Origin of the sequence: Nitrospirillum amazonense, from assembly GCF_007828035.1 — a bacterium.
Taxonomy (GTDB): domain Bacteria; phylum Pseudomonadota; class Alphaproteobacteria; order Azospirillales; family Azospirillaceae; genus Nitrospirillum; species Nitrospirillum amazonense.
Genome location: NZ_VITV01000002.1, coordinates 820,477 through 837,965 on the forward strand (window position 1 = coordinate 820,477; position 17,489 = coordinate 837,965).

The window sequence follows — 17,489 nt, forward strand, 5'->3', positions numbered from 1 at the left end:
GAAGGGCTATGCCGGGATCACCAGTTCCTTCGTGTCGCGCGTGGTCGGCACGAAGGGAAGATAGGAAACGCGGATACGCTCCGACAGCTGCAGGCGATGCCGGCCGGGCGCCAGGCCGTCGGGACGCAGCACCGTCACCGCCGCCTTCTCACCGAAGTTCCAGCGTTCCGTGTATTCCGTCTCCATCTCGTCCAGCGTCCAGGTGCGTCCGCGGACGGAGAAGCGGACGTCCTGGCGGGAAACCGGTTCGCCATCGATGATGACCCCGATGTCCTCGACCATGGAAAGGCCGATGCCGCGGTAGTAGGGCAGCCGGGCCAGGAAGGTGAAGCCGACCACCTGGCCGCCCTCGACCACGTTGCCGAAACCGTCCTCGCAGATCATGTATTTGTCGAACATGGTGGCCCCTCCCCTCACGCGGCGCCGACGGCGGCCTGCGGCTCACCGATCAGCTTCTTGAACATTTCCTGCTGGCGGCGGACCTGCTCGATGGAGTCCACCGGGAAGGCGTCCTGGATCCAGCGGTTGCCTTCATATTCGGAACAGATGTAGCCCTTGTAGCCGCCCTGCTTCAGCACGCGGATGATCTCGTCATACGGGATCGACGGCTCCACCAAATCCTCCGTCATCTCATAGAATTTGGCGTGGATGTTCCAGATGCGGTCCATGTGGTCCAGCATGCGCTTGGGCTCGAACGCCGCGTTGTGGCGCAGGGTGGTGGCCATGCCGATGGCGGGGCCGACACCGCCCATCTTCTCCACCTCCAGGATCACGTACTCGCTCAGGACCCGGTCTTCGTAGGCCTTGCAGATGTAGTCGGCGATGTGCTGGGGCACGCCGTCGCGGATGAACTTCTCCTTCCACACCGGCGGGAAGGCGAACAGGAACATGCCCATGTCCGGCAGGAATCCCAGGTAGTCGGAGCCCGACTTCTCGAACGCCTCGGCATGGCGGATGATCCAGGGATGATCGAAGTGCAGCGGCGCATGCACCTCGATCAGGAGGCGCACGTTGCGGCTTTCCGCATAATCGGCGCACGCCACCAGCACCTTGGGATCGATGGACACCAGGGCGCGGGTGTAGGGACAGCCAAGGCGGGCCGCATGGTCGATGTCGACCTTGCAGGAGGCCACCTGCTCCTCGAACGGCATCGGCCGGTCCTTGTACTTCTTATAGTCCAGCATGAAGTCGTGGCAGACGGGCGTCGTGCCGTACTTGGCCATCAGCGCGTGCCAGTTGTCGTAGACGGACGGGTCCAGGGGGTTGGGATAATCAGGGAACGTCTGCTCGCTGATGAGCTCGATGCCGTTGGCGCCCATCTCGGCGGACACCTTGATCAGGTCTTCCAGCGACTTCTGCCGCAGGAAATATTCTTCCTGGTAACTGTAGAGGCTGACGCCCCGCTTGATGTCGTACGTCGACATGAAGGCTGTCCTTGTCAGATGCGGCCCCGCCGGGAGCCGGTTTGGACGGCGGTCTCAGGCCAGAGCCCGATCTCTTGGATTCCGGATGGCGAACCCGCGCCTCCCCGCGCGCGTCGCCCGGTCATGGCAGCCGCGTGCGCCGGAAAACCGGCAGGGACCGCCACAGAACGATATTGGTATCAATATTATTATTCTTATTCTGGAAAATCAATCATCCCGCAAATGATGCGCCCGGTCACAGCCCGAGCAGGCGGCGGTTCAGCGCCCTGTCGCCCCCGGCATCGGCGAAATCGTCGAACGCCCGCTCGGTCACGCGGATGATGTGGTCCTGGATGAAGCGCGCGCCTTCACGGGCACCGTCCTCGGGATGCTTCAGGGCGCATTCCCATTCCAGCACGGCCCAGTTGGGATAGTCGTAGGCTGCCATCTTGGAGAAGACAGCTTTGAAATCCACCTGGCCGTCGCCCAGCGACCGGAAGCGACCTGGCCGGTCGACCCAGCCTTGATAGCCGCCGTAGACGCCCGACCGCCCGTTGGGCCGGAACTCCGCATCCTTCACGTGGAACGCGCGGATCCGCTCATGATAGAGGTCGATAAAGGCCAGATAGTCGAGCTGCTGCAGCACGAAATGGCTGGGATCGAACAGGATATTGGCACGGGGGTGCTGGCCAACGGCCTCCAGGAAGCGCTCGAAGGTGGCGCCGTCGTGCAGGTCCTCCCCCGGGTGCAGCTCGAAGCAGACGTCCACGCCGACGTCGTCGAACGCATCCAGGATGGGCCGCCAGCGCCGCGCCAGTTCGGCGAACGCTTCCTCCACCAGGCCCGCCGGCCGCTGCGGCCAGGGATAGAGGTAAGGCCAGGCCAGTGCGCCGGAAAAGCTGGCGTGCCCTGTGAGCCCCAGGTTGGCACTTGCCCGCGCGGCCATCCGCATCTGCTCCACCGCCCAGGCCTGCCGCGCCGCCGGATTGCCGCGCACCGACGGGTCGGCGAAGCCGTCGAACTGCGCGTCATAGGCGGGATGGACGGCGACCAGCTGCCCCTGCAGGTGTGTGGACAGTTCCGTCACGGCCAAGCCGTGGGCGGCAAGCGTGCCCGTGACTTCCTGCGCGTAGTCGCGGCTTTCCGCCGCCAGGCGCAAGTTGAAAAGGCGGGAATCCCAACTGGGGATCTGCACCCCCTTGAAGCCCAGGTCCGCGGCCCAGGCGGCAATGCCGGCCAGGCTGTTGAAGGGGGCGGCATCGCCGGCGAATTGCGCCAGGAAGATGCCCGGCCCTTTGATGGTTCGCATGGATTTTCCTTTCCCGTCAGATTAGGTCCCGTCAGATCAGGTCCCGTCAGATAGGCCCTCAGACGGCCAGCCGAACCCAGCCGCCGCCGGCGGCGCTGTTGGCCACGGCCGTTTCGATGAAGGCCATGCCGCGCAAGCCGGCGTCCACGCCGGGCAAGGTGCCGTCCGGGGGCAGGCGGCCGGCATGGATGGCGGCGGCGAAATCGCGGTACAGGTTGGCGAAGGCCTCGATGTAGCCCTCGGGATGCCCGATGGGCAGACGGGTGGCGGCCTGCGCCGCCGCGCCCACGGCCCCGCCGCCGGCGTGCAGCACCTCGGTCCGGCCGTCCAGGCCGTTGATGGTCAGGGTGTTCGGGGTTTCCTGCGACCAGTCGAGCCCGGCTTCGGTGCCGAAGACCCGCAGGCGCAAACCGTTCCGGTCGCCGGCGGCGATCTGGGAGGCCTGCAGCACCCCCGGCACGCCGGTGGGCGTGCCGTCATCGAACCGCAGCAGGATGTTGCAGTCGTCATCCAGGCGCCGGCCCGGCACCAGGATGGACAGGTCGGCGCACAGGCGGGTAACCAGCGCGCCGGTGACGAATTCCGCCAGGTTGAAGGCGTGGACACCAATGTCGCCGATACAGCCGCCAGCGCCGGAGCGGCCCGGATCGGTCCGCCAATCGGCCTGCTTGAGGCCCGTGGTTTCCACCCGAGTGGACAGCCAACCCTGGCTGTATTCCACCACCACCTTGCGCAGCCGGCCGATGCGGCCCGCCGCCACCAGCGCCCGGGCCTCGCGGACCAAGGGATAACCGGTGTAGGTGTGGGTCAGGGCATAAAGGCCGCGCGCGCCGGCGGCGACCTCCGCCAGGTCGCGCATTTCCGCCAGGGTAAGTGCGGCGGGCTTATCGCACATGACATGCAGGCCCGCGTGCAGGGCGTGGACGCTGGCCGGCACATGGAGATGATTGGGGGTGACGATGGCCACAACGTCGATGCCGTCGGCCCGCTCCCGCTCGGCGGCGATCATGGCCGCGTAGCTGGGATAGGCCCGCGCGGGATCGACGCTGTAGGCAGCACCCCCCTGGCGCGACCGGTCGGGGTCGCTGCTGAACGCACCGGCGACCAGGCGGAACCGGCCGTCCAGCTCCGCCGCCATGCGGTGAACGGGCCCGATGAAACTGCCCGGGCCGCCACCGATGAGGCCAAGGCGCAGAACGGCATTGGACATCCCTTCCTCCCTTCCGGTCATGTCTTGCTGAAAACCCGCAGATCCTTGGGCAGGCGCGTGACCATCCCGCCCACGACCAGCAACAGCCCCGCCACCAGGGGCAGGGTCGCCAGGAAGCTCCGGCGCGCGTGATCGGGATCGAGATCGCGGGCCAGGGCGAAATATAGGCTGCCGATCAACGCGGCACCGGACGCGGCACCCAACTGCTGGACCGCCTTCATGGTACCGGACGCGGCACCGGCATGGGCCACGTCGACATCCGACAAGGTCACAGGTCCCAGCGGACCGCCGGTCAAGCCCATGCCCGTTCCCGTCACCAGTAACGCGCCGCCAATCGCCACCAGGGGCGCCTGCGCCGAAATCAGGGCGAACAGCGCTACCAGGCCGGCGAACATGATCACCACGCCAATGCCGATGAGACGCAGGCCGATGCGCGGCAGCGCCCGCCGGGCGACGACGCCGATCGCCACCGAGGCGCCCACGGCGTAGGGCACATGCACCAAGGCCGTCTCCAGCGGCGAACAGCCCAGGCCGTATTGCAGCGTCAGGGTCAGGATGAACAGCAACCCCGCCGTCACCGCCTGGAAACAGAGGGAGATGCACACACCGACGGTGAAGCCCCGGTTGGCGAACAGGCCGGGGTCCACCAGGGCGGTTCCCGTCGTCGATCGCCGCCGGACATGCCGGACGAACAGCAAGCCCAGGAGGGGCGCCACGGCCAGCGACACCAGGCACCACCAAGGCCAGCCGGCCTCCCGCCCCTGCATCAGCGGCAGGATGACGGCCAGCAAGGTCGCGGCGATCAGAAGCGTGCCCAGGACGTCCACGCCGCTGGCCCGCGATGACCGCCCGGGCGGCAGGACCCGCCAGGCGCCGATCAGGCCGGCCACACCCAAGGGGCCATTGATCAGGAAGATGGGCCGCCAGCCCAGTCCGAACAGGTCGGCCTCGATCAGGAGGCCGCCCAGGATGGGCCCGAGGACGGCCGCCAGCCCGCCCAGCACGCCGAAAATAGCCAGGGCGCCGATACGCTCCGCCGGCGGGTACATCACCTGGATCAGCGACATCACCTGGGGCAGCATCAAGGCGGCGGCGGCCCCCTGCGCGAGGCGCGCCAGCACCAGCAGGACCGGGCTGGCCGCCGCGCCGCACAGCAGCGATGTCACGGTGAAGCCGGCGACACCCACCATGAACAAACGGCGGTAGCCGTGTGTGTCCCCCAGCCGGCCGCCCGTGATCAGCAACACGGCGAAGGCGACGGCATAGCCGGCCACCATCCATTGCATCGCCGCCGGCCCAGCCCCCAGGTCGCGCTGGATGGAGGGCAAGGCGACGTTGACGATGGTGAGGTCGATCAAGTCCATCATGAACGCGCCGGCGACGATGACCAGGGCCGATTTCCGGCGCCCTGGGGACATGGCGGCGGCCTGATCGATGGCGGACGCCGCGCTGGGCCGGGGGCCGGCCGAAGCCACGCCGGTCATTTGGCCCCCGCGCTGAACTCCGCCCATTCCTCGACGATCTTGCCGCAGCGCAGGCGGTCGTGCTGCGTGATGACGGCGCCCGCCTCCCCGGCCTTGAGCTTGCCACGGAAATGAATCACCCCGACGTCGCCGTCCACGGCCACCGTCTCGATGACGAAGCGCGAGTCCGGCAAGCCGGTCATCTTTTCCCACTGGGCGATGGTGCTGTCGCGGGTGGCGCCGAACGGCGGGTTGCGCTGGACCATATCGGCGGCGGCGAAGGTTTCATAAGCGCCGCGGGCGTCCTTGCGCACCAGCAGCTGGGTCGCGAAGTCCTGGAACAGTTTCGCAGGATCATCCCGCTTCATGGCCTGGCCGGGGGGACAACCACCCCCGTCCGCCGCCTGCGCCGCCGCCGCGACGCCCAAGATCCCCATCCCGCAGAACACGGCGGCCCGGTACCAACGCATGTCGCTCCTCCCCTTTATTGTCGTGGCGCCGCCCAGCAGCGCTTCACAAGCCATAACATGAATTCAGATTATAATTCTATATGACATGCGCTATCATGATCCGGCTGGCGACCTTCACTCCCATCCCAGCATTCCCCCCGCCGCCCCTCCCACAGTGGGAGGTGGCGGCTTTTTTTCCCCGCCCGCGCGCCTCCCAAGGGCCAAGTCCGCGCGGGGTTCATGCCTATCATAATAAGAATTTTTATTCTTATCGATTGTCGCGAAAGCCACCTTGTTGTAAACCATCACCATTATAAAAATCGGGAGGCGCTACTCGTGAGGGCGTACAAGATGTTGGCGGGCGCGGCCGTCGCCCTGTTCCTGTTGCCGGCCGCCGCGTCGGCCCAGCCGACCATCCAGCTCAACTCCGGTGAAATCCGCGGTGCGGAAAAAGGCGTGGTCGACGAATTCCTGGGCATCCCCTACGCCCAGGCCCCGGTGGGCCCCCTGCGTTGGCATGATCCCTTGCCGGCCAAGGCATGGCAGGGGGTGCGCGACGCCACCCAGGCGTCGCCGGCCTGCTACCAGGGCCCGCCTGGCAAATTCGGGCCCTTCACGTCGGAGTTCCTGATCCAAGGCCCGGTGTCGGAGGACTGCCTTTACCTGAACGTCTGGAGGCCGCGCCCGGCCCACGGCAAGCTGCCGGTGTTGGTCTATATACACGGGGGCGGCTTCGGCAGCGGGTCCGGCACCGTCCCGGTTTACGAGGGCGGCGGCCTGGCATCCAACGGCGCGGTCGTCGTCACCATAAACTATCGGCTCGGCGTGTTCGGTTTCCTGGCCCACCCGGACCTCACCCGGGAATCGGCCCTGCACAGTTCAGGCAACTACAGCCTGCTCGACATGATCGAGGCGTTGAAATGGGTCCGCGCCAACATCGCCAAGTTCGGCGGCGATCCTGACAGCGTGACCATCGCCGGCCAGTCCGCAGGCGCCGCCTCGGTCAATGACCTGATGATGTCACCGCTTGCCAAAGGCCTGTTCCAACGCGCGATCGCGCAGAGCGGCTCGGCCATGGGCATCCACATGCCATCGCTGGCCGAGGCGGAGGCGACAGGCGTCTCGTTCGCGGAGAAGATGGGCGCCCGGTCGCTGGCCGAGCTGCGCTCCCGGCCGGCCGATGCGGTGCAGCAGGCCGCCAACGTTCCGCCGCCCAAACCCGGCGCCAAACCATCGATACCCGCCATCGTGTTCGCCCCCAACCTGGACACCATCGTCGTCGCCGGGGATCCAGAGAATCCGGCGGCTCCGGTGGCGAGCAAGGTGCCGGTCATGACCGGCTTCAACGCCGACGAGGGCACCCTGTTCGGCAACAGTCAGCTGACGGCCGCCGACTTCACCGCCCTGGTCCATGAGCGCTATGGCACGTCCGCCGGGCGCCTGCTGGCGCTTTACCCCCATGCCACCGATGGCGAGGCGCGCGCCTCATACAAACTGTTGGCGCAGGACCGTTACATGGCCGGCATGGTGTTGTGGGCCCAGGCGCGGGCGGCCGGCGGGCAGACGGTCTACGCCTACCTTTATGATCATCCCTACCCTGCCACCGTCGACGGCCAGGACTTCGGCGCCTTCCACACCGCCGAGGTGCCCTATGTAATGGGCGCCCTGGACAAGGGCGGCCGCACCTTCACCGACCGGGATCGCGCCGTTTCAAGGACGCTCCAGGCCCACTGGCTGGCCTTCATGACGCAAGGCGATCCCACCCTACCCGGTGCCCCGTGGCCTCGGGTGGCAATCGGCGCGCCGACGGTGATGGGCCTGGGCGACACCACCGGCCCGCGCCTGGGCGTCTCCAGCGAGGCGCGCTTCGCGGCATTCAAGGACTACGTCGCCTCCGGCGGCCGGCTTTCGCTTTTTTAAGCAAGTCGAAGTCGGAAAACAGCGGGAGCCCTCAAATATGTTCCAGCTGTTCAAGCAGGCAAGCGCCTGATCTCAAGCTCGCCCTCAAGGAAGAGGGCTATAGAAGTTCAACCACCGGCGCCACGCCGTCTCACGACAAGACTGATATCGACATACAAGGGCGGTGGTCCTGGCCATGGGTACCACTGCACCTTGGTATCGTGCGGCTGATGGGCCGCCCCGTCTCCTTGGACATCGATCGGTGTCTATCGGCAAAACCACCCCGCCGATATCGCGATCTGAACCGCGGAGGTATCCGAACCTACGCCCCGCTCACTCCCACTCGATCGTGCCCGGCGGCTTGCTGGTGATGTCGTAGGTCACGCGGTTGATGCCGCGCACCTCGTTGATGATGCGGGTGGCCACGCGGCCCAGGAACTCATGGCTGAAGGGGTAGTAGTCGGCGGTCATGCCGTCGACCGAGGTCACTGCGCGCAGCGCGCAGGCGTAGTCGTAGGAGCGGCCGTCGCCCATGACGCCGACGGTGCGCACCGGCAGCAGCACGGCGAAGGCCTGCCAGATCACATCGTACAGGCCGGCGTTGCGGATCTCCTCCAGGTAGACCGTGTCGGCTTTGCGCAGGATCTCCAGCTTCTCCGGCGTGATCTCGCCGGGGATGCGGATGGCCAGGCCCGGGCCCGGGAACGGATGGCGGCCAATGAAGGCCTTGGGCAGGCCCAGTTCCACGCCCAGGCGGCGCACCTCATCCTTGAACAGCTCGCGCAGCGGCTCCACCAGCTTCAGGTTCATGCGCTCCGGCAGGCCGCCCACATTGTGGTGCGACTTGATGGTGACGCTGGGGCCGCCGGTGAAGCTGACGCTCTCGATCACGTCGGGATAGAGCGTGCCCTGGGCCAGGAAGCCGGCGCCGCCGATCTTCTTGGCCTCGGCATCGAAGATCTCGATGAAGGTGGCGCCAATGGTCTTGCGCTTCACCTCCGGGTCGCTGACGCCGGCCAGCTTGCCCAGGAACAGGTCGGCCGCGTCCACATGCACCAGCGGGATGTTGTAGTGGTCGCGGAACAGCGTCACCACCTCATCCGCCTCGCCAGCGCGCATCAGGCCGGTGTCGACGAAGATGCAGGTCAGCTGGTCGCCGATGGCCTCATGGATCAGCACGGCGGCAACCGAGCTGTCGACGCCACCGGACAGGCCGCAGATGACCTTGCCGGTACCCACCTGGGCGCGGATCTTCTCGATGGCCTGGGCCTTGAAGGCGGCCATGGTCCAACTGCCCGACAGGCCGGAGACGGAGAACAGGAAATTGCGGATCAGCGCGTCGCCGTGCGGGGTGTGCACCACCTCAGGATGGAACTGCACGGCGTAGAAGCGGCGGCTGTCGTCGGCGATGATGGCATAGGGCGCGCCCTCGCTGGTCGCCACGATGCGGAAGCCTTCCGGCAGCTTGGCGACGCGGTCGCCATGGCTCATCCACACCTGCTCGCGGGCCCCCACCTGCCACACGCCCTCGAACAGCGCGCAGGGCTCCTTCACATCGACGAAGGCGCGGCCGAATTCGCGGGTCTCCCCCGGCTCGACCTTGCCGCCCAGCTGCTCGCACATCGTCTGCTGGCCATAGCAGATGCCCAGCACGGGCACGCCCTTGGTGAAGACGATGCCGGGGGCGCGGGGGCTGCCCTCTTCCGTCACCGAGGCCGGGCTGCCGGACAGGATGATGGCCTTGGGCCCATAGGCCTGGATGGCCGCCTCGGTCATGGAATAGGGGTGGATCTCGCAGTACACCCCGGCCTCGCGCACCCGCCGGGCGATGAGCTGGGTCACCTGCGACCCGAAATCGAGAATGAGGACCCGATCGGACGTCGTCTCTGTGGCCATGGGCTTGTCCCTATCATTGGGGGTTGCGAGGGTGGCCGCACGCTAGTCCAAGGCACCCCGCCACGGCAAGCGTTGGACAGGCAAGGGGCCCCCGCGCCGAACGCGGGAGAACGGACCGGCCGGATTGGGACCGGCTGGACTTTGGTTTGTTATTTTGCTAAATAACGAAACATAACCCTCCCGTGGAGCATTCATGCGTCCCTTCCCCCGCCGTTTGCTGGCCGCGGCCCTGATCCTCACGGCGCCGACGGCATGGGCCCAATCCCCCGACACGTCCGATACCGAGGTCAGCCTGGAAGACAGCGGCGGTTCATCCCTTTACGGCTCCCTGATGCGACCGGCGGACTGGAAGGGGGTGGCGGTGCTGATGCAGGCGGGGTCGGGCCCCGCGGACCGCGACGGCAATTCCACCCTGCTGACAGTGCGCGGCAATGTGCTGAAGCTGATCGCCCAAGGGCTGGCCGCCGACGGTGTCGCCAGTCTGCGGGTTGACAAGCGCTGCATCGCCAAGAGTGCCGCCGCCTGCCCCGGCGAGGACAAGCTGCGTTTCTCGACCTATGTCGATGACATGGCGGCCTGGGCTCGCTATCTCGCGCGTCAACCCCGGGTGCGCTGCGTCATGCTGCTGGGCCATTCGGAGGGGGCGACCATCGCCACCCTGGCGGCGGCGCAACTGGCCAAGGAGAAGGTGCCGGTTTGCGGCGTGCTGTCGCTGTCCGGCGCCGGGCGGCCCTTCGGCGACATCCGCCTGCAGCAGATCCGTGACCGCGGCGCCCCGCCCGCCATCCTGGACAAGGTGGCGGCGATCGAGGCGGCGCTGAAGGAAGGCCGCACGGTGGAGGATGTGCCGCCGGCCCTGCGAATGCTCTACCGCCCCGCCATCCAGCCCTATGTCATCTCCCAAGGGGCCGTCAGCCCGACGCAAGCGGCGGCGGCCCTGACGGTGCCCCTGCTGGTGCTGCAGGGCGACACCGACCTGCAGGTGACGGTCGATGACGCCCGCCTGCTGGCCCAGGCGCAACCGGCGGCCACGCTGGCGATCATCCCCGGCGCCAACCACATGCTGAAGGCAGCACCGGCCGAGCCCAAGGCCAACATCGCCACATACGCCGACCCCACCCTGCCCCTGGCGCCCGGCGTGATGGAGGCCATCACCGGTTTCATCCACAAGGCGGCGCCGGGGAATTAGCAACCGACCCTTGCGCCCAGGCAGGTATATCCCCATCCATAGCGAAACCGATTGAGGGACCCCGCCTTGGCCGACCTGAGCCCGCTCGACAATCCCGTCTGGAACGCACTGACCATAGCCCACCAGTCCCTTGGGCAGGTCCATGGCCTGGCCGCACGCTATCAGGACGACATTTCCCCCCTCGCCGGCCTGGGCGAGCCCACGGCGGCGGCGCTGGCCGACCTGGCGGCCCTGGTGCCATCGGGCCGGGGCATCGGCCTGGTCAGCCCGGCGGCCCTGGACATCCCGCCCGGCGACTGGCAGGTGCTGCGCGCGCGGGAGGTGGACCAGATGGTGTGCGAGACCCTGACACCGCAGCCCGCGATGCCGCTGATCCGCCTGACCGCCGACGACGTGCCCGACATGGTGGACCTGGCCAAGCGGACGGAGCCCGGGCCCTTCCTGGACGGCACCATCCGCATGGGCGCCTATTTCGGCCTGCGCAGCCCGGACGGACGGCTGATGGCCATGACCGGCCAGCGCATGCGCCTGCCCGGCTTGCGCGAGGTCAGCGCCGTCTGCACCGATCCGGATTTCCGGGGCCGGGGCCTGGCCTTGGCCCTGGTCAGCGCCGTGGCCGCCGGTATCGTCGCTGAAGGCGAGACGCCCTTCCTGCACGTGAAGACCGAGAACGAGGGCGCCAAGCGGATCTATGAAAAGCTGGGCTTCCGCGTGCGGCGGGCTGTGCACTTCATCGTGCTGCGGCGGCTCTGACCCTAACCACTCACCCCTCGCTGTACGACGACAGCCGGGCCAGGGGCGCCAGATCCAGCCAGCCGTAGGCGACCTCGGTCAGGCGGGCGCCGGCGAAGGTGATGGGCTGTTCCGCCAGACGACTTCCCCCCAAGCGTTCGTAAAACCAGCGGGCGGGGTTGTCGCGCAGCACCCAGACGCAGGCGGAGCGCATGCCGGAACTCATCAGTTCGGTCGCCATGGCGGCCATCAGGCGGCGGCCGTGGCCCTGGTTCTGGGCGTGGTCGTACAGGTAGATGGCATAGAATTCACCCTCATACCCGCGCATGTCGGTACGCTGGGGGCCGCAGGTGGCGAAGCCCACCACGCCCGTGGCCGGCAGGCCGTCCGCGGCGATGTTCTCCCCCATGGCGACGAAGGTTCGGCGCTGGCGCCCGGCCAGCAGGCCGCGCCAGCGCTGAGCATGCGCCTCGGGCGACAGGCCCACCAGGTAATCGTCAGGCAATTGCCCCGGATAGGTCGTGCGCCAGCTGGCGACATGGACGCGGGCGATGGCCGCGGCGTCCGCCACGGTGGCAGGCCGCACCAAACCGATTTCCGCCGGACCGTGAGCCATGCACCGCCCCTCGTTCCCGTTACCGTCCCCACCATCCTGCCGCAGAAGCGCGCGCCCCGCCAGAGGGGGACACGCCAAACGAAACAAGTATGGTGGCGAGAGGGCGGGATTAGGCGGGTGTCAGGCCTCGGCAGCGTCCTCGCCCGCCTCCTCTACCCCTTCCGCCTCGTCAGCGATGGCGGCGCCGGCGGCGGCCTCCTTGCGCACCATGACGGCGGCGAAGAAGCCGTCGGTGTCATGGCGGGCCGGGGACAGCGACAGCATGCCGTTGGTGCTGGGCGGGGTGCCCATGCCCTCGGGCCAGGCCTCGGTGATGGGCAGCAGGGTGAAGTCCGGATGGCCGGCCAGGAAACCGGTCACCTGGTCCTGGTTTTCCTCCGGCAGCAGGGAGCAGGTGGCGTAAACCAGGCGGCCGCCCGGGCGCACCAGGCGGGCGGCGCTGTCCAGGATTTCCGCCTGCAGGGGCAGCAGCTCCGACAGACCGGGGCCCAGCTGGCGCCAGCGGGCGTCGGGGTTGCGGCGCCAGGTGCCGGTGCCGCTGCAGGGTGCATCCACCACCACGCGGTCAAACCGGCCCTTGTGCCGCTTCACCCAGGGATCGCGGGCCGACTTGATGGGCCGCGTCTCGATGTTGTGCAGGCCGGCCCGACGGAACCGCTCCTGCGCGCGCTTCAACCGGCCGTCCAGCACGTCGCATGCGACCACGCGGCCCTTGTTGTTCATCATGGCGGCGATGGCCAGCGTCTTGCCGCCGGCGCCCGCGCAGAAGTCCACCACCTGTTGGCCCGGCTGCGGATTGGCGGCGAAGGCCACCAGCTGCGAGCCCTCGTCCTGGATTTCCAGCAGGCCGTCCTGGAAGGCCTTCAGCGTGGCGATGGGGAAGCGGTTGCGCACCCGGATGCCCAGGGCGGAGATCTTGGTCGGCTCCGCCTGCACGCCGGCCTTTGCCAAGGCCGCCAAGGCCTGCTCCCGCGTGCCCTTCACCGGGTTCACGCGCAGATCCATGGGGGCCGCCCCCAGCATGGCCTGCATCTCCGGCACGAAACGCTCGCCCAGGGCATTGCGCAGGGTATCCGCCGCCCAGTCCGGCACCTCCGCCACCACGGCATCAGGCTGCTGCGGATGGTCCAGCGTGTGGGTTTCCAGCGCCTGGATCAGGGCGCGCTCATGCGCCTCCAGCGGTGCCGGCGCGAACTTGCCGCCGTTGAAATGCTCCGCCACGGAAGAGGCGCTGCGGCCCCGGGTCAGCAGCTCATCGGCGATCAGCAGGGCGCGGGCATCCACCGCCGGCTGGCCCTCTCCGCCATAGCCTGACCGGCTCAGCCACCAGTGCAGCCGGGCCCAGCGCCGCAAGATGCCGTAGACCTTCTCGGCCACGTCAGTGCGGTCCTTGGCGCCGATGTAGCGGCGGGCGCGGAAAAAGGCGCTGGCCACGGCATCGGCGGGACGCGGCGTCGCCAGCACCTCCGCCAGAAGGTCGATGGCCGCCTGCAGGCGGGCGGTCGGAGTCATCGCGGAACTTCTTCTTTCTGGAGCGGTCTAAAAACAACAGAGCCGGCTGCGGTTCGCATTGAACGCAGCCGGCTCCGAATATCAAGGCGCGACGCCGCCGGAAATCAACCCGGACGGTAGTTCGGCGACTCGTTGGTGATCTGGATGTCGTGGACGTGGCTTTCGCGCAGGCCCGCGTTGGTGATGCGCACGAAGCGGCAGTTCTGCTGCATCTCCGGCAGGGTGGCGTTGCCGGTGTAGCCCATGGCGGCGCGCAGGCCGCCCACCAGCTGGTGGATCACGCTGCCCACCGGGCCCTTGTACGGCACGCGGCCTTCCACGCCCTCGGGCACGAGCTTCAGGGTGTTGGTGACCTCGGCCTGGAAATAGCGGTCGGCGGAACCGCGGGCCATGGCGCCCACCGAGCCCATGCCGCGATAGCTTTTGTAGCTGCGGCCCTGGTACAGGATGACCTCGCCCGGGCTTTCGTCCGTGCCGGCGAACATGCTGCCCAGCATGGCGACGTCGGCGCCGGCGGCGATGGCCTTGGCCAGGTCGCCGGAATACTTGATGCCGCCGTCGGCGATGACGGGGATGCCGCGCTCACGGCAGGCGTCCACCACGTCCATCACGGCGGTCAGCTGGGGCACGCCCACGCCGGCGACGATGCGGGTGGTGCAGATGGACCCGGGACCGATGCCCACCTTGATGGCGTCCGCGCCGGCGTCGATCAGGGCGCGGGCGGCGTCACCGGTGGCGACGTTGCCGGCGATGACCTGGGTGTAGTTCGACAGGGCGCGGGCGGCGCGCACCTGGTCGGCCACCTTGCTGGAGTGGCCATGGGCGGTGTCGACAACCAGCACGTCCACCTGGGCGTCGAACAGGGCCTCGGCACGGGCCAGGCCGTCCGGGCCGGTGCCGGTGGCGGCGGCCACACGCAGGCGGCCCTTCTCATCCTTGCAGGCGTTGGGGTGCGACTGCGCCTTCTCGATGTCCTTCACCGTGATCAGGCCGATGCAGCGGTAGCTGTCGTCCACCACCAGCAGCTTCTCGATGCGGTTGGTGTGCAGCAGGCGCTTGGCCTCGTCCTTGCCCACCCCTTCGCGCACGGTGATCAGGTTCTGGTGCGTCATCAGCTCCGACACGGGCTGGTGCGGGTTGGTGGCGAAGCGCACGTCGCGGTTCGTCAGGATGCCGACCAGCTTGCCGGCGCCACCGTTCTCCACCACCGGAATGCCGGAGATGCGGTAGCGGGCCATCAGGCCCAGGGCGTCGGCCAGGGTCGCGTCGGCCGCGATGGTGATGGGGTTGACCACCATGCCGGACTCGAAGCGCTTCACCTTGCGTACTTCCTCGGCCTGACGCTCGATATCCATGTTGCGATGGATGACGCCCATGCCGCCGGCCTGGGCCATGGCGATGGCCAGGGCCGATTCCGTCACGGTGTCCATGGCGGCGGACATCAGGGGAATGCCCAGTTCGATGGTCTTGGTCAGCCGCGTGCGGGTGTCCACCTCGGCCGGCATCACACTGGACGCCGCGGGCTCCAGCAGGACGTCGTCGAAGGTCAGGGCTTCGCGGATTTGGAGCGCACGGGTCATGAACCATCTCCCTAGTCGGGCCGGCCATGGGACGTAGGCGGGCCCGGGCGTCAGATACGGGTATGGGACGACCCGTCCGCCCCCACACATGGGGCCGGCCGCGTCATCCAGGGCTTAAGGTTCGATGCACTATACACGCGCTTGCCCGCTTGTGAACCCACCACATATGGGTCAAATCCGCCATGGCAGACTTGCGCGCGCCTCACCCCTCGCGGGGTGGAAAGGTTAAGGATTTAGTCCTCGCCACCCTCGGCGGCGTCATCGTCGCGCCGGGTGGTGGCGCCGCGGAAGCCGGTGGCGACGACATAGGTTTCCGAGCTGTCGGCGCGGCTGGCCGGCGGCTTGGCGTGGCGCACCACGGCGAAGTCGCGCTTCAGCAGGTCCAGCAGGCTGCGCTCCGCCCCGCCCTGGAACAGCTTGGCCACGAAGGCGCCGCCGGGGGCCAGCACCTCGGCCGCGAAGGCGTAGGCCGCGTAGGCCAGGGCCATGATGCGCAGGTGGTCGGTCTTGGGATGGCCGGTGGTGGGCGCCGCCATGTCGGACAGCACCACGTCGGCCGGGCCGCCCAGGGCCGCCTTCAGCTGGTCCGGCGCCTCGGGCAGCAGGAAGTCCATCTGCATGGTGATGGCGCCGGGCACGTCCTCCATGCCCAGGATGTCCAGGCCCACGACCTTGGCGCCGCGCACCTTCTCCACCGCCACCTGGGTCCAGCCGCCGGGGGCGGCACCCAGGTCCACCACGCGGGTGCCGGGCTTCAGCAGGTGATACTTCTCATCCAGCTGCAGCAGCTTGAAGGCCGCGCGCGAGCGATAGCCGCGCTTCTTGGCCTCCGCCACATAGGGATCGTTCAGCTGGCGCTCCAGCCAGCGGGCGGAGGAGACGGAACGCTTGGCCGCCGTCTTCACGCGCACGGTCAGGCCGCGACCGCTGAGTTGGCTACCCGTGCCTTTGGACTTGGTCATGGTGAACACCCGGTTTGGCGGACCGGGCCCACGGCCCCGTCATCTCTCGACATCGATTCGAAGCGGCGCATATTGGTGCCGGCGCCGCCAAAGGCAAGTGAAACCTCAACCTCTCCCGCGCGTGGCAGCCATCAACTCGGTGAGAATGCCCTCGCGCACGCCCCGGTCGGCGATGCGCAAATTCTCCACCGGCCAGCGTTCCCAGATGGCCTCCAGCACGGCGCAGCCGGCGATGACCAGGTCGGCCCGGTCATGGCCGATGCAGGGATGGGCGGAACGACCGGCATAGTCCAGGCACAGCAGCGACTTGCTGATCGCCCGCGCCTCGTCCAGCCCCAGCCAGGAGCCGTCGACCTGCGACCGGTCATAGCGGGTGAGGCCCAGGCGGATGCCGGCCAGGGTGGTGACGGTGCCGGACGTGCCCAGCATCTGCACCCGGCCGGCCGCGACCTCGCGCCGGATGTCGTTGCGGGCGTCGAAGTCGGCCAGCGCGGCGCCCACCGTGTCCACCATGCCGCGATAGGCCTCGGGCAGCACGCGGTCGCCGCCGAAGGTCTCCGTCAGGCTGACGACGCCCTGGGGCACGGAGACCTGGTCGATCAGCGTGGGCCGGCCCCGGTTGAAGGACAGCCACATGATTTCGGTGGAGCCGCCGCCGATGTCGAACACCAGGGCGCGGGGGATGCGACGGTTCAGCAGGGCGGCGCAACCGGCCAGCGCCAGCCGCGCCTCCTCCTCCGCCGAGATGATCTCGATGCGGATGCCGGTCTCTTCCGCCACGCGGTCGATGAAGGTGCCGCAGTTGGCGGCGCGGCGGCAGGCCTCCGTCGCCACGGCGCGCACGTCGGTGACGCCGCGCCGGCGCATCTTGTTGCCGCAGATCTTCAGGGCCGCCACGGTGCGGGCCATGGCCTCGTCCGACAGGGCGTTGGTGCGGCTGAGTCCCTCCCCCAGCCGCACGATGCGGGAGAAGGCGTCGATGATGCGAAAGCCCTCCCGCCCCGGACGGGCGATCAGCAGGCGGCAGTTGTTGGTGCCAAGGTCCAAGGCGGCCAGAACCGGCCGCCGCACAGGCTCACCCGGGCCAGCACCCCGGGGGGTGCGGGTTTCCGGCAGGGGCTGAACGCCCGTCTCACTCATCGCCGAACCAGCCTTTTCCTTCACATCCAGCGGACACGCCCATCAGGCACGGCCATTGGATGCGCCCCTCGGGGGCATCACCGCCGCCAAGCCGGCAACCCGGTCAGCCGCCCTGGACCGGATGGTCTT

The 17,489-nt window shown here is 68.3% G+C and carries 15 protein-coding genes; 3 read left to right on the forward strand and 12 right to left on the reverse strand.

What is annotated here, in order from left to right; translation table 11 throughout:
• Positions 1 to 6 precede the first annotated feature (6 nt).
• The 6 genes from FBZ87_RS07690 to FBZ87_RS07715 form a co-directional block, all read right to left on the reverse strand.
• Positions 7 to 399, reverse strand: a complete 393-nt coding sequence (locus FBZ87_RS07690; protein ID WP_145609702.1) for a C-glycoside deglycosidase beta subunit domain-containing protein — start codon at positions 397 to 399, stop codon at positions 7 to 9.
• 14 nt (positions 400 to 413) lie between these two features.
• Positions 414 to 1,424, reverse strand: coding sequence for a sugar phosphate isomerase/epimerase family protein (locus FBZ87_RS07695; protein WP_145609703.1), 1,011 nt, complete (start codon positions 1,422 to 1,424; stop codon positions 414 to 416).
• Between the two features lie 235 nt (positions 1,425 to 1,659).
• Positions 1,660 to 2,712, reverse strand: coding sequence for a sugar phosphate isomerase/epimerase family protein (locus tag FBZ87_RS07700; protein WP_145609704.1), 1,053 nt, complete (start codon positions 2,710 to 2,712; stop codon positions 1,660 to 1,662).
• 58 nt (positions 2,713 to 2,770) lie between these two features.
• Positions 2,771 to 3,922 (reverse strand): Gfo/Idh/MocA family protein, encoded by a 1,152-nt coding sequence (locus tag FBZ87_RS07705; protein WP_145609705.1) that lies wholly within the window; start codon positions 3,920 to 3,922, stop codon positions 2,771 to 2,773.
• Positions 3,923 to 3,939: 17 nt separating this feature from the next.
• Complete coding sequence (locus FBZ87_RS07710) at positions 3,940 to 5,406, reverse strand: MFS transporter (RefSeq protein ID WP_145609706.1); 1,467 nt, start codon at positions 5,404 to 5,406, stop codon at positions 3,940 to 3,942.
• Positions 5,403 to 5,855: a nuclear transport factor 2 family protein gene (locus FBZ87_RS07715; protein WP_186454633.1), complete on the reverse strand. Its 453-nt coding sequence runs from the start codon at positions 5,853 to 5,855 to the stop codon at positions 5,403 to 5,405. The genes FBZ87_RS07710 and FBZ87_RS07715 overlap by 4 nt, the downstream gene beginning before the upstream one ends.
• Before the next feature lie 315 nt (positions 5,856 to 6,170).
• On the opposite strand from FBZ87_RS07715, the gene FBZ87_RS07720 reads away from it, so the two are divergent.
• The gene (locus FBZ87_RS07720; protein ID WP_246134284.1) at positions 6,171 to 7,754 is read left to right on the forward strand and encodes a carboxylesterase/lipase family protein; all 1,584 of its coding nucleotides are present in this window, start codon (positions 6,171 to 6,173) and stop codon (positions 7,752 to 7,754) included.
• Positions 7,755 to 8,066: 312 nt separating this feature from the next.
• On the opposite strand, the gene guaA is transcribed toward FBZ87_RS07720, so the two are convergent.
• The gene (guaA, locus tag FBZ87_RS07725; RefSeq protein ID WP_145609708.1) at positions 8,067 to 9,629 is read right to left on the reverse strand and encodes a glutamine-hydrolyzing GMP synthase; all 1,563 of its coding nucleotides are present in this window, start codon (positions 9,627 to 9,629) and stop codon (positions 8,067 to 8,069) included.
• Positions 9,630 to 9,822: 193 nt separating this feature from the next.
• On the opposite strand from guaA, the gene FBZ87_RS07730 reads away from it, so the two are divergent.
• Complete coding sequence (locus FBZ87_RS07730; RefSeq protein ID WP_145609709.1) at positions 9,823 to 10,818, forward strand: alpha/beta hydrolase; 996 nt, start codon at positions 9,823 to 9,825, stop codon at positions 10,816 to 10,818.
• Positions 10,819 to 10,884: 66 nt separating this feature from the next.
• Positions 10,885 to 11,571: a GNAT family N-acetyltransferase gene (locus FBZ87_RS07735; RefSeq protein WP_145609710.1), complete on the forward strand. Its 687-nt coding sequence runs from the start codon at positions 10,885 to 10,887 to the stop codon at positions 11,569 to 11,571.
• Positions 11,572 to 11,581: 10 nt separating this feature from the next.
• Here the strand turns inward: FBZ87_RS07735 and FBZ87_RS07740 are convergent, their stop codons facing one another.
• The 5 genes from FBZ87_RS07740 to FBZ87_RS07760 form a co-directional block, all read right to left on the reverse strand.
• Complete coding sequence (locus tag FBZ87_RS07740; RefSeq protein ID WP_246134285.1) at positions 11,582 to 12,136, reverse strand: GNAT family N-acetyltransferase; 555 nt, start codon at positions 12,134 to 12,136, stop codon at positions 11,582 to 11,584.
• 150 nt (positions 12,137 to 12,286) lie between these two features.
• Complete coding sequence (locus FBZ87_RS07745) at positions 12,287 to 13,678, reverse strand: RsmB/NOP family class I SAM-dependent RNA methyltransferase (protein WP_145609711.1); 1,392 nt, start codon at positions 13,676 to 13,678, stop codon at positions 12,287 to 12,289.
• Between the two features lie 104 nt (positions 13,679 to 13,782).
• A complete protein-coding gene (guaB, locus tag FBZ87_RS07750; RefSeq protein ID WP_145609712.1) occupies positions 13,783 to 15,258 on the reverse strand; it encodes an IMP dehydrogenase in 1,476 nt (491 codons plus the stop codon).
• 233 nt (positions 15,259 to 15,491) lie between these two features.
• Positions 15,492 to 16,220 (reverse strand): RlmE family RNA methyltransferase, encoded by a 729-nt coding sequence (locus tag FBZ87_RS07755; RefSeq protein ID WP_145609713.1) that lies wholly within the window; start codon positions 16,218 to 16,220, stop codon positions 15,492 to 15,494.
• Positions 16,221 to 16,325: 105 nt separating this feature from the next.
• Positions 16,326 to 17,360, reverse strand: a complete 1,035-nt coding sequence (locus FBZ87_RS07760) for a Ppx/GppA phosphatase family protein (RefSeq protein ID WP_145609714.1) — start codon at positions 17,358 to 17,360, stop codon at positions 16,326 to 16,328.
• Positions 17,361 to 17,489 lie beyond the last annotated feature (129 nt).

What these genes read in the sequence shown, in the direction of transcription:
- FBZ87_RS07690 (WP_145609702.1), bottom strand. Translation starts at nt 399, where the DNA reads ATGTTCGACAAATACATGATCTGCGAGGACGGTTTCGGCAACGTGGTC.
- FBZ87_RS07695 (WP_145609703.1), bottom strand. Translation starts at nt 1,424, where the DNA reads ATGTCGACGTACGACATCAAGCGGGGCGTCAGCCTCTACAGTTACCAG.
- FBZ87_RS07700 (WP_145609704.1), bottom strand. Translation starts at nt 2,712, where the DNA reads ATGCGAACCATCAAAGGGCCGGGCATCTTCCTGGCGCAATTCGCCGGC.
- FBZ87_RS07705 (WP_145609705.1), bottom strand. Translation starts at nt 3,922, where the DNA reads ATGTCCAATGCCGTTCTGCGCCTTGGCCTCATCGGTGGCGGCCCGGGC.
- FBZ87_RS07710 (WP_145609706.1), bottom strand. Translation starts at nt 5,406, where the DNA reads ATGACCGGCGTGGCTTCGGCCGGCCCCCGGCCCAGCGCGGCGTCCGCC.
- FBZ87_RS07715 (WP_186454633.1), bottom strand. Translation starts at nt 5,855, where the DNA reads ATGCGTTGGTACCGGGCCGCCGTGTTCTGCGGGATGGGGATCTTGGGC.
- guaA (WP_145609708.1), bottom strand. Translation starts at nt 9,629, where the DNA reads ATGGCCACAGAGACGACGTCCGATCGGGTCCTCATTCTCGATTTCGGG.
- FBZ87_RS07730 (WP_145609709.1), top strand. Translation starts at nt 9,823, where the DNA reads ATGCGTCCCTTCCCCCGCCGTTTGCTGGCCGCGGCCCTGATCCTCACG.
- FBZ87_RS07745 (WP_145609711.1), bottom strand. Translation starts at nt 13,678, where the DNA reads ATGACTCCGACCGCCCGCCTGCAGGCGGCCATCGACCTTCTGGCGGAG.
- guaB (WP_145609712.1), bottom strand. Translation starts at nt 15,258, where the DNA reads ATGACCCGTGCGCTCCAAATCCGCGAAGCCCTGACCTTCGACGACGTC.
- FBZ87_RS07755 (WP_145609713.1), bottom strand. Translation starts at nt 16,220, where the DNA reads ATGACCAAGTCCAAAGGCACGGGTAGCCAACTCAGCGGTCGCGGCCTG.
- FBZ87_RS07760 (WP_145609714.1), bottom strand. Translation starts at nt 17,360, where the DNA reads ATGAGTGAGACGGGCGTTCAGCCCCTGCCGGAAACCCGCACCCCCCGG.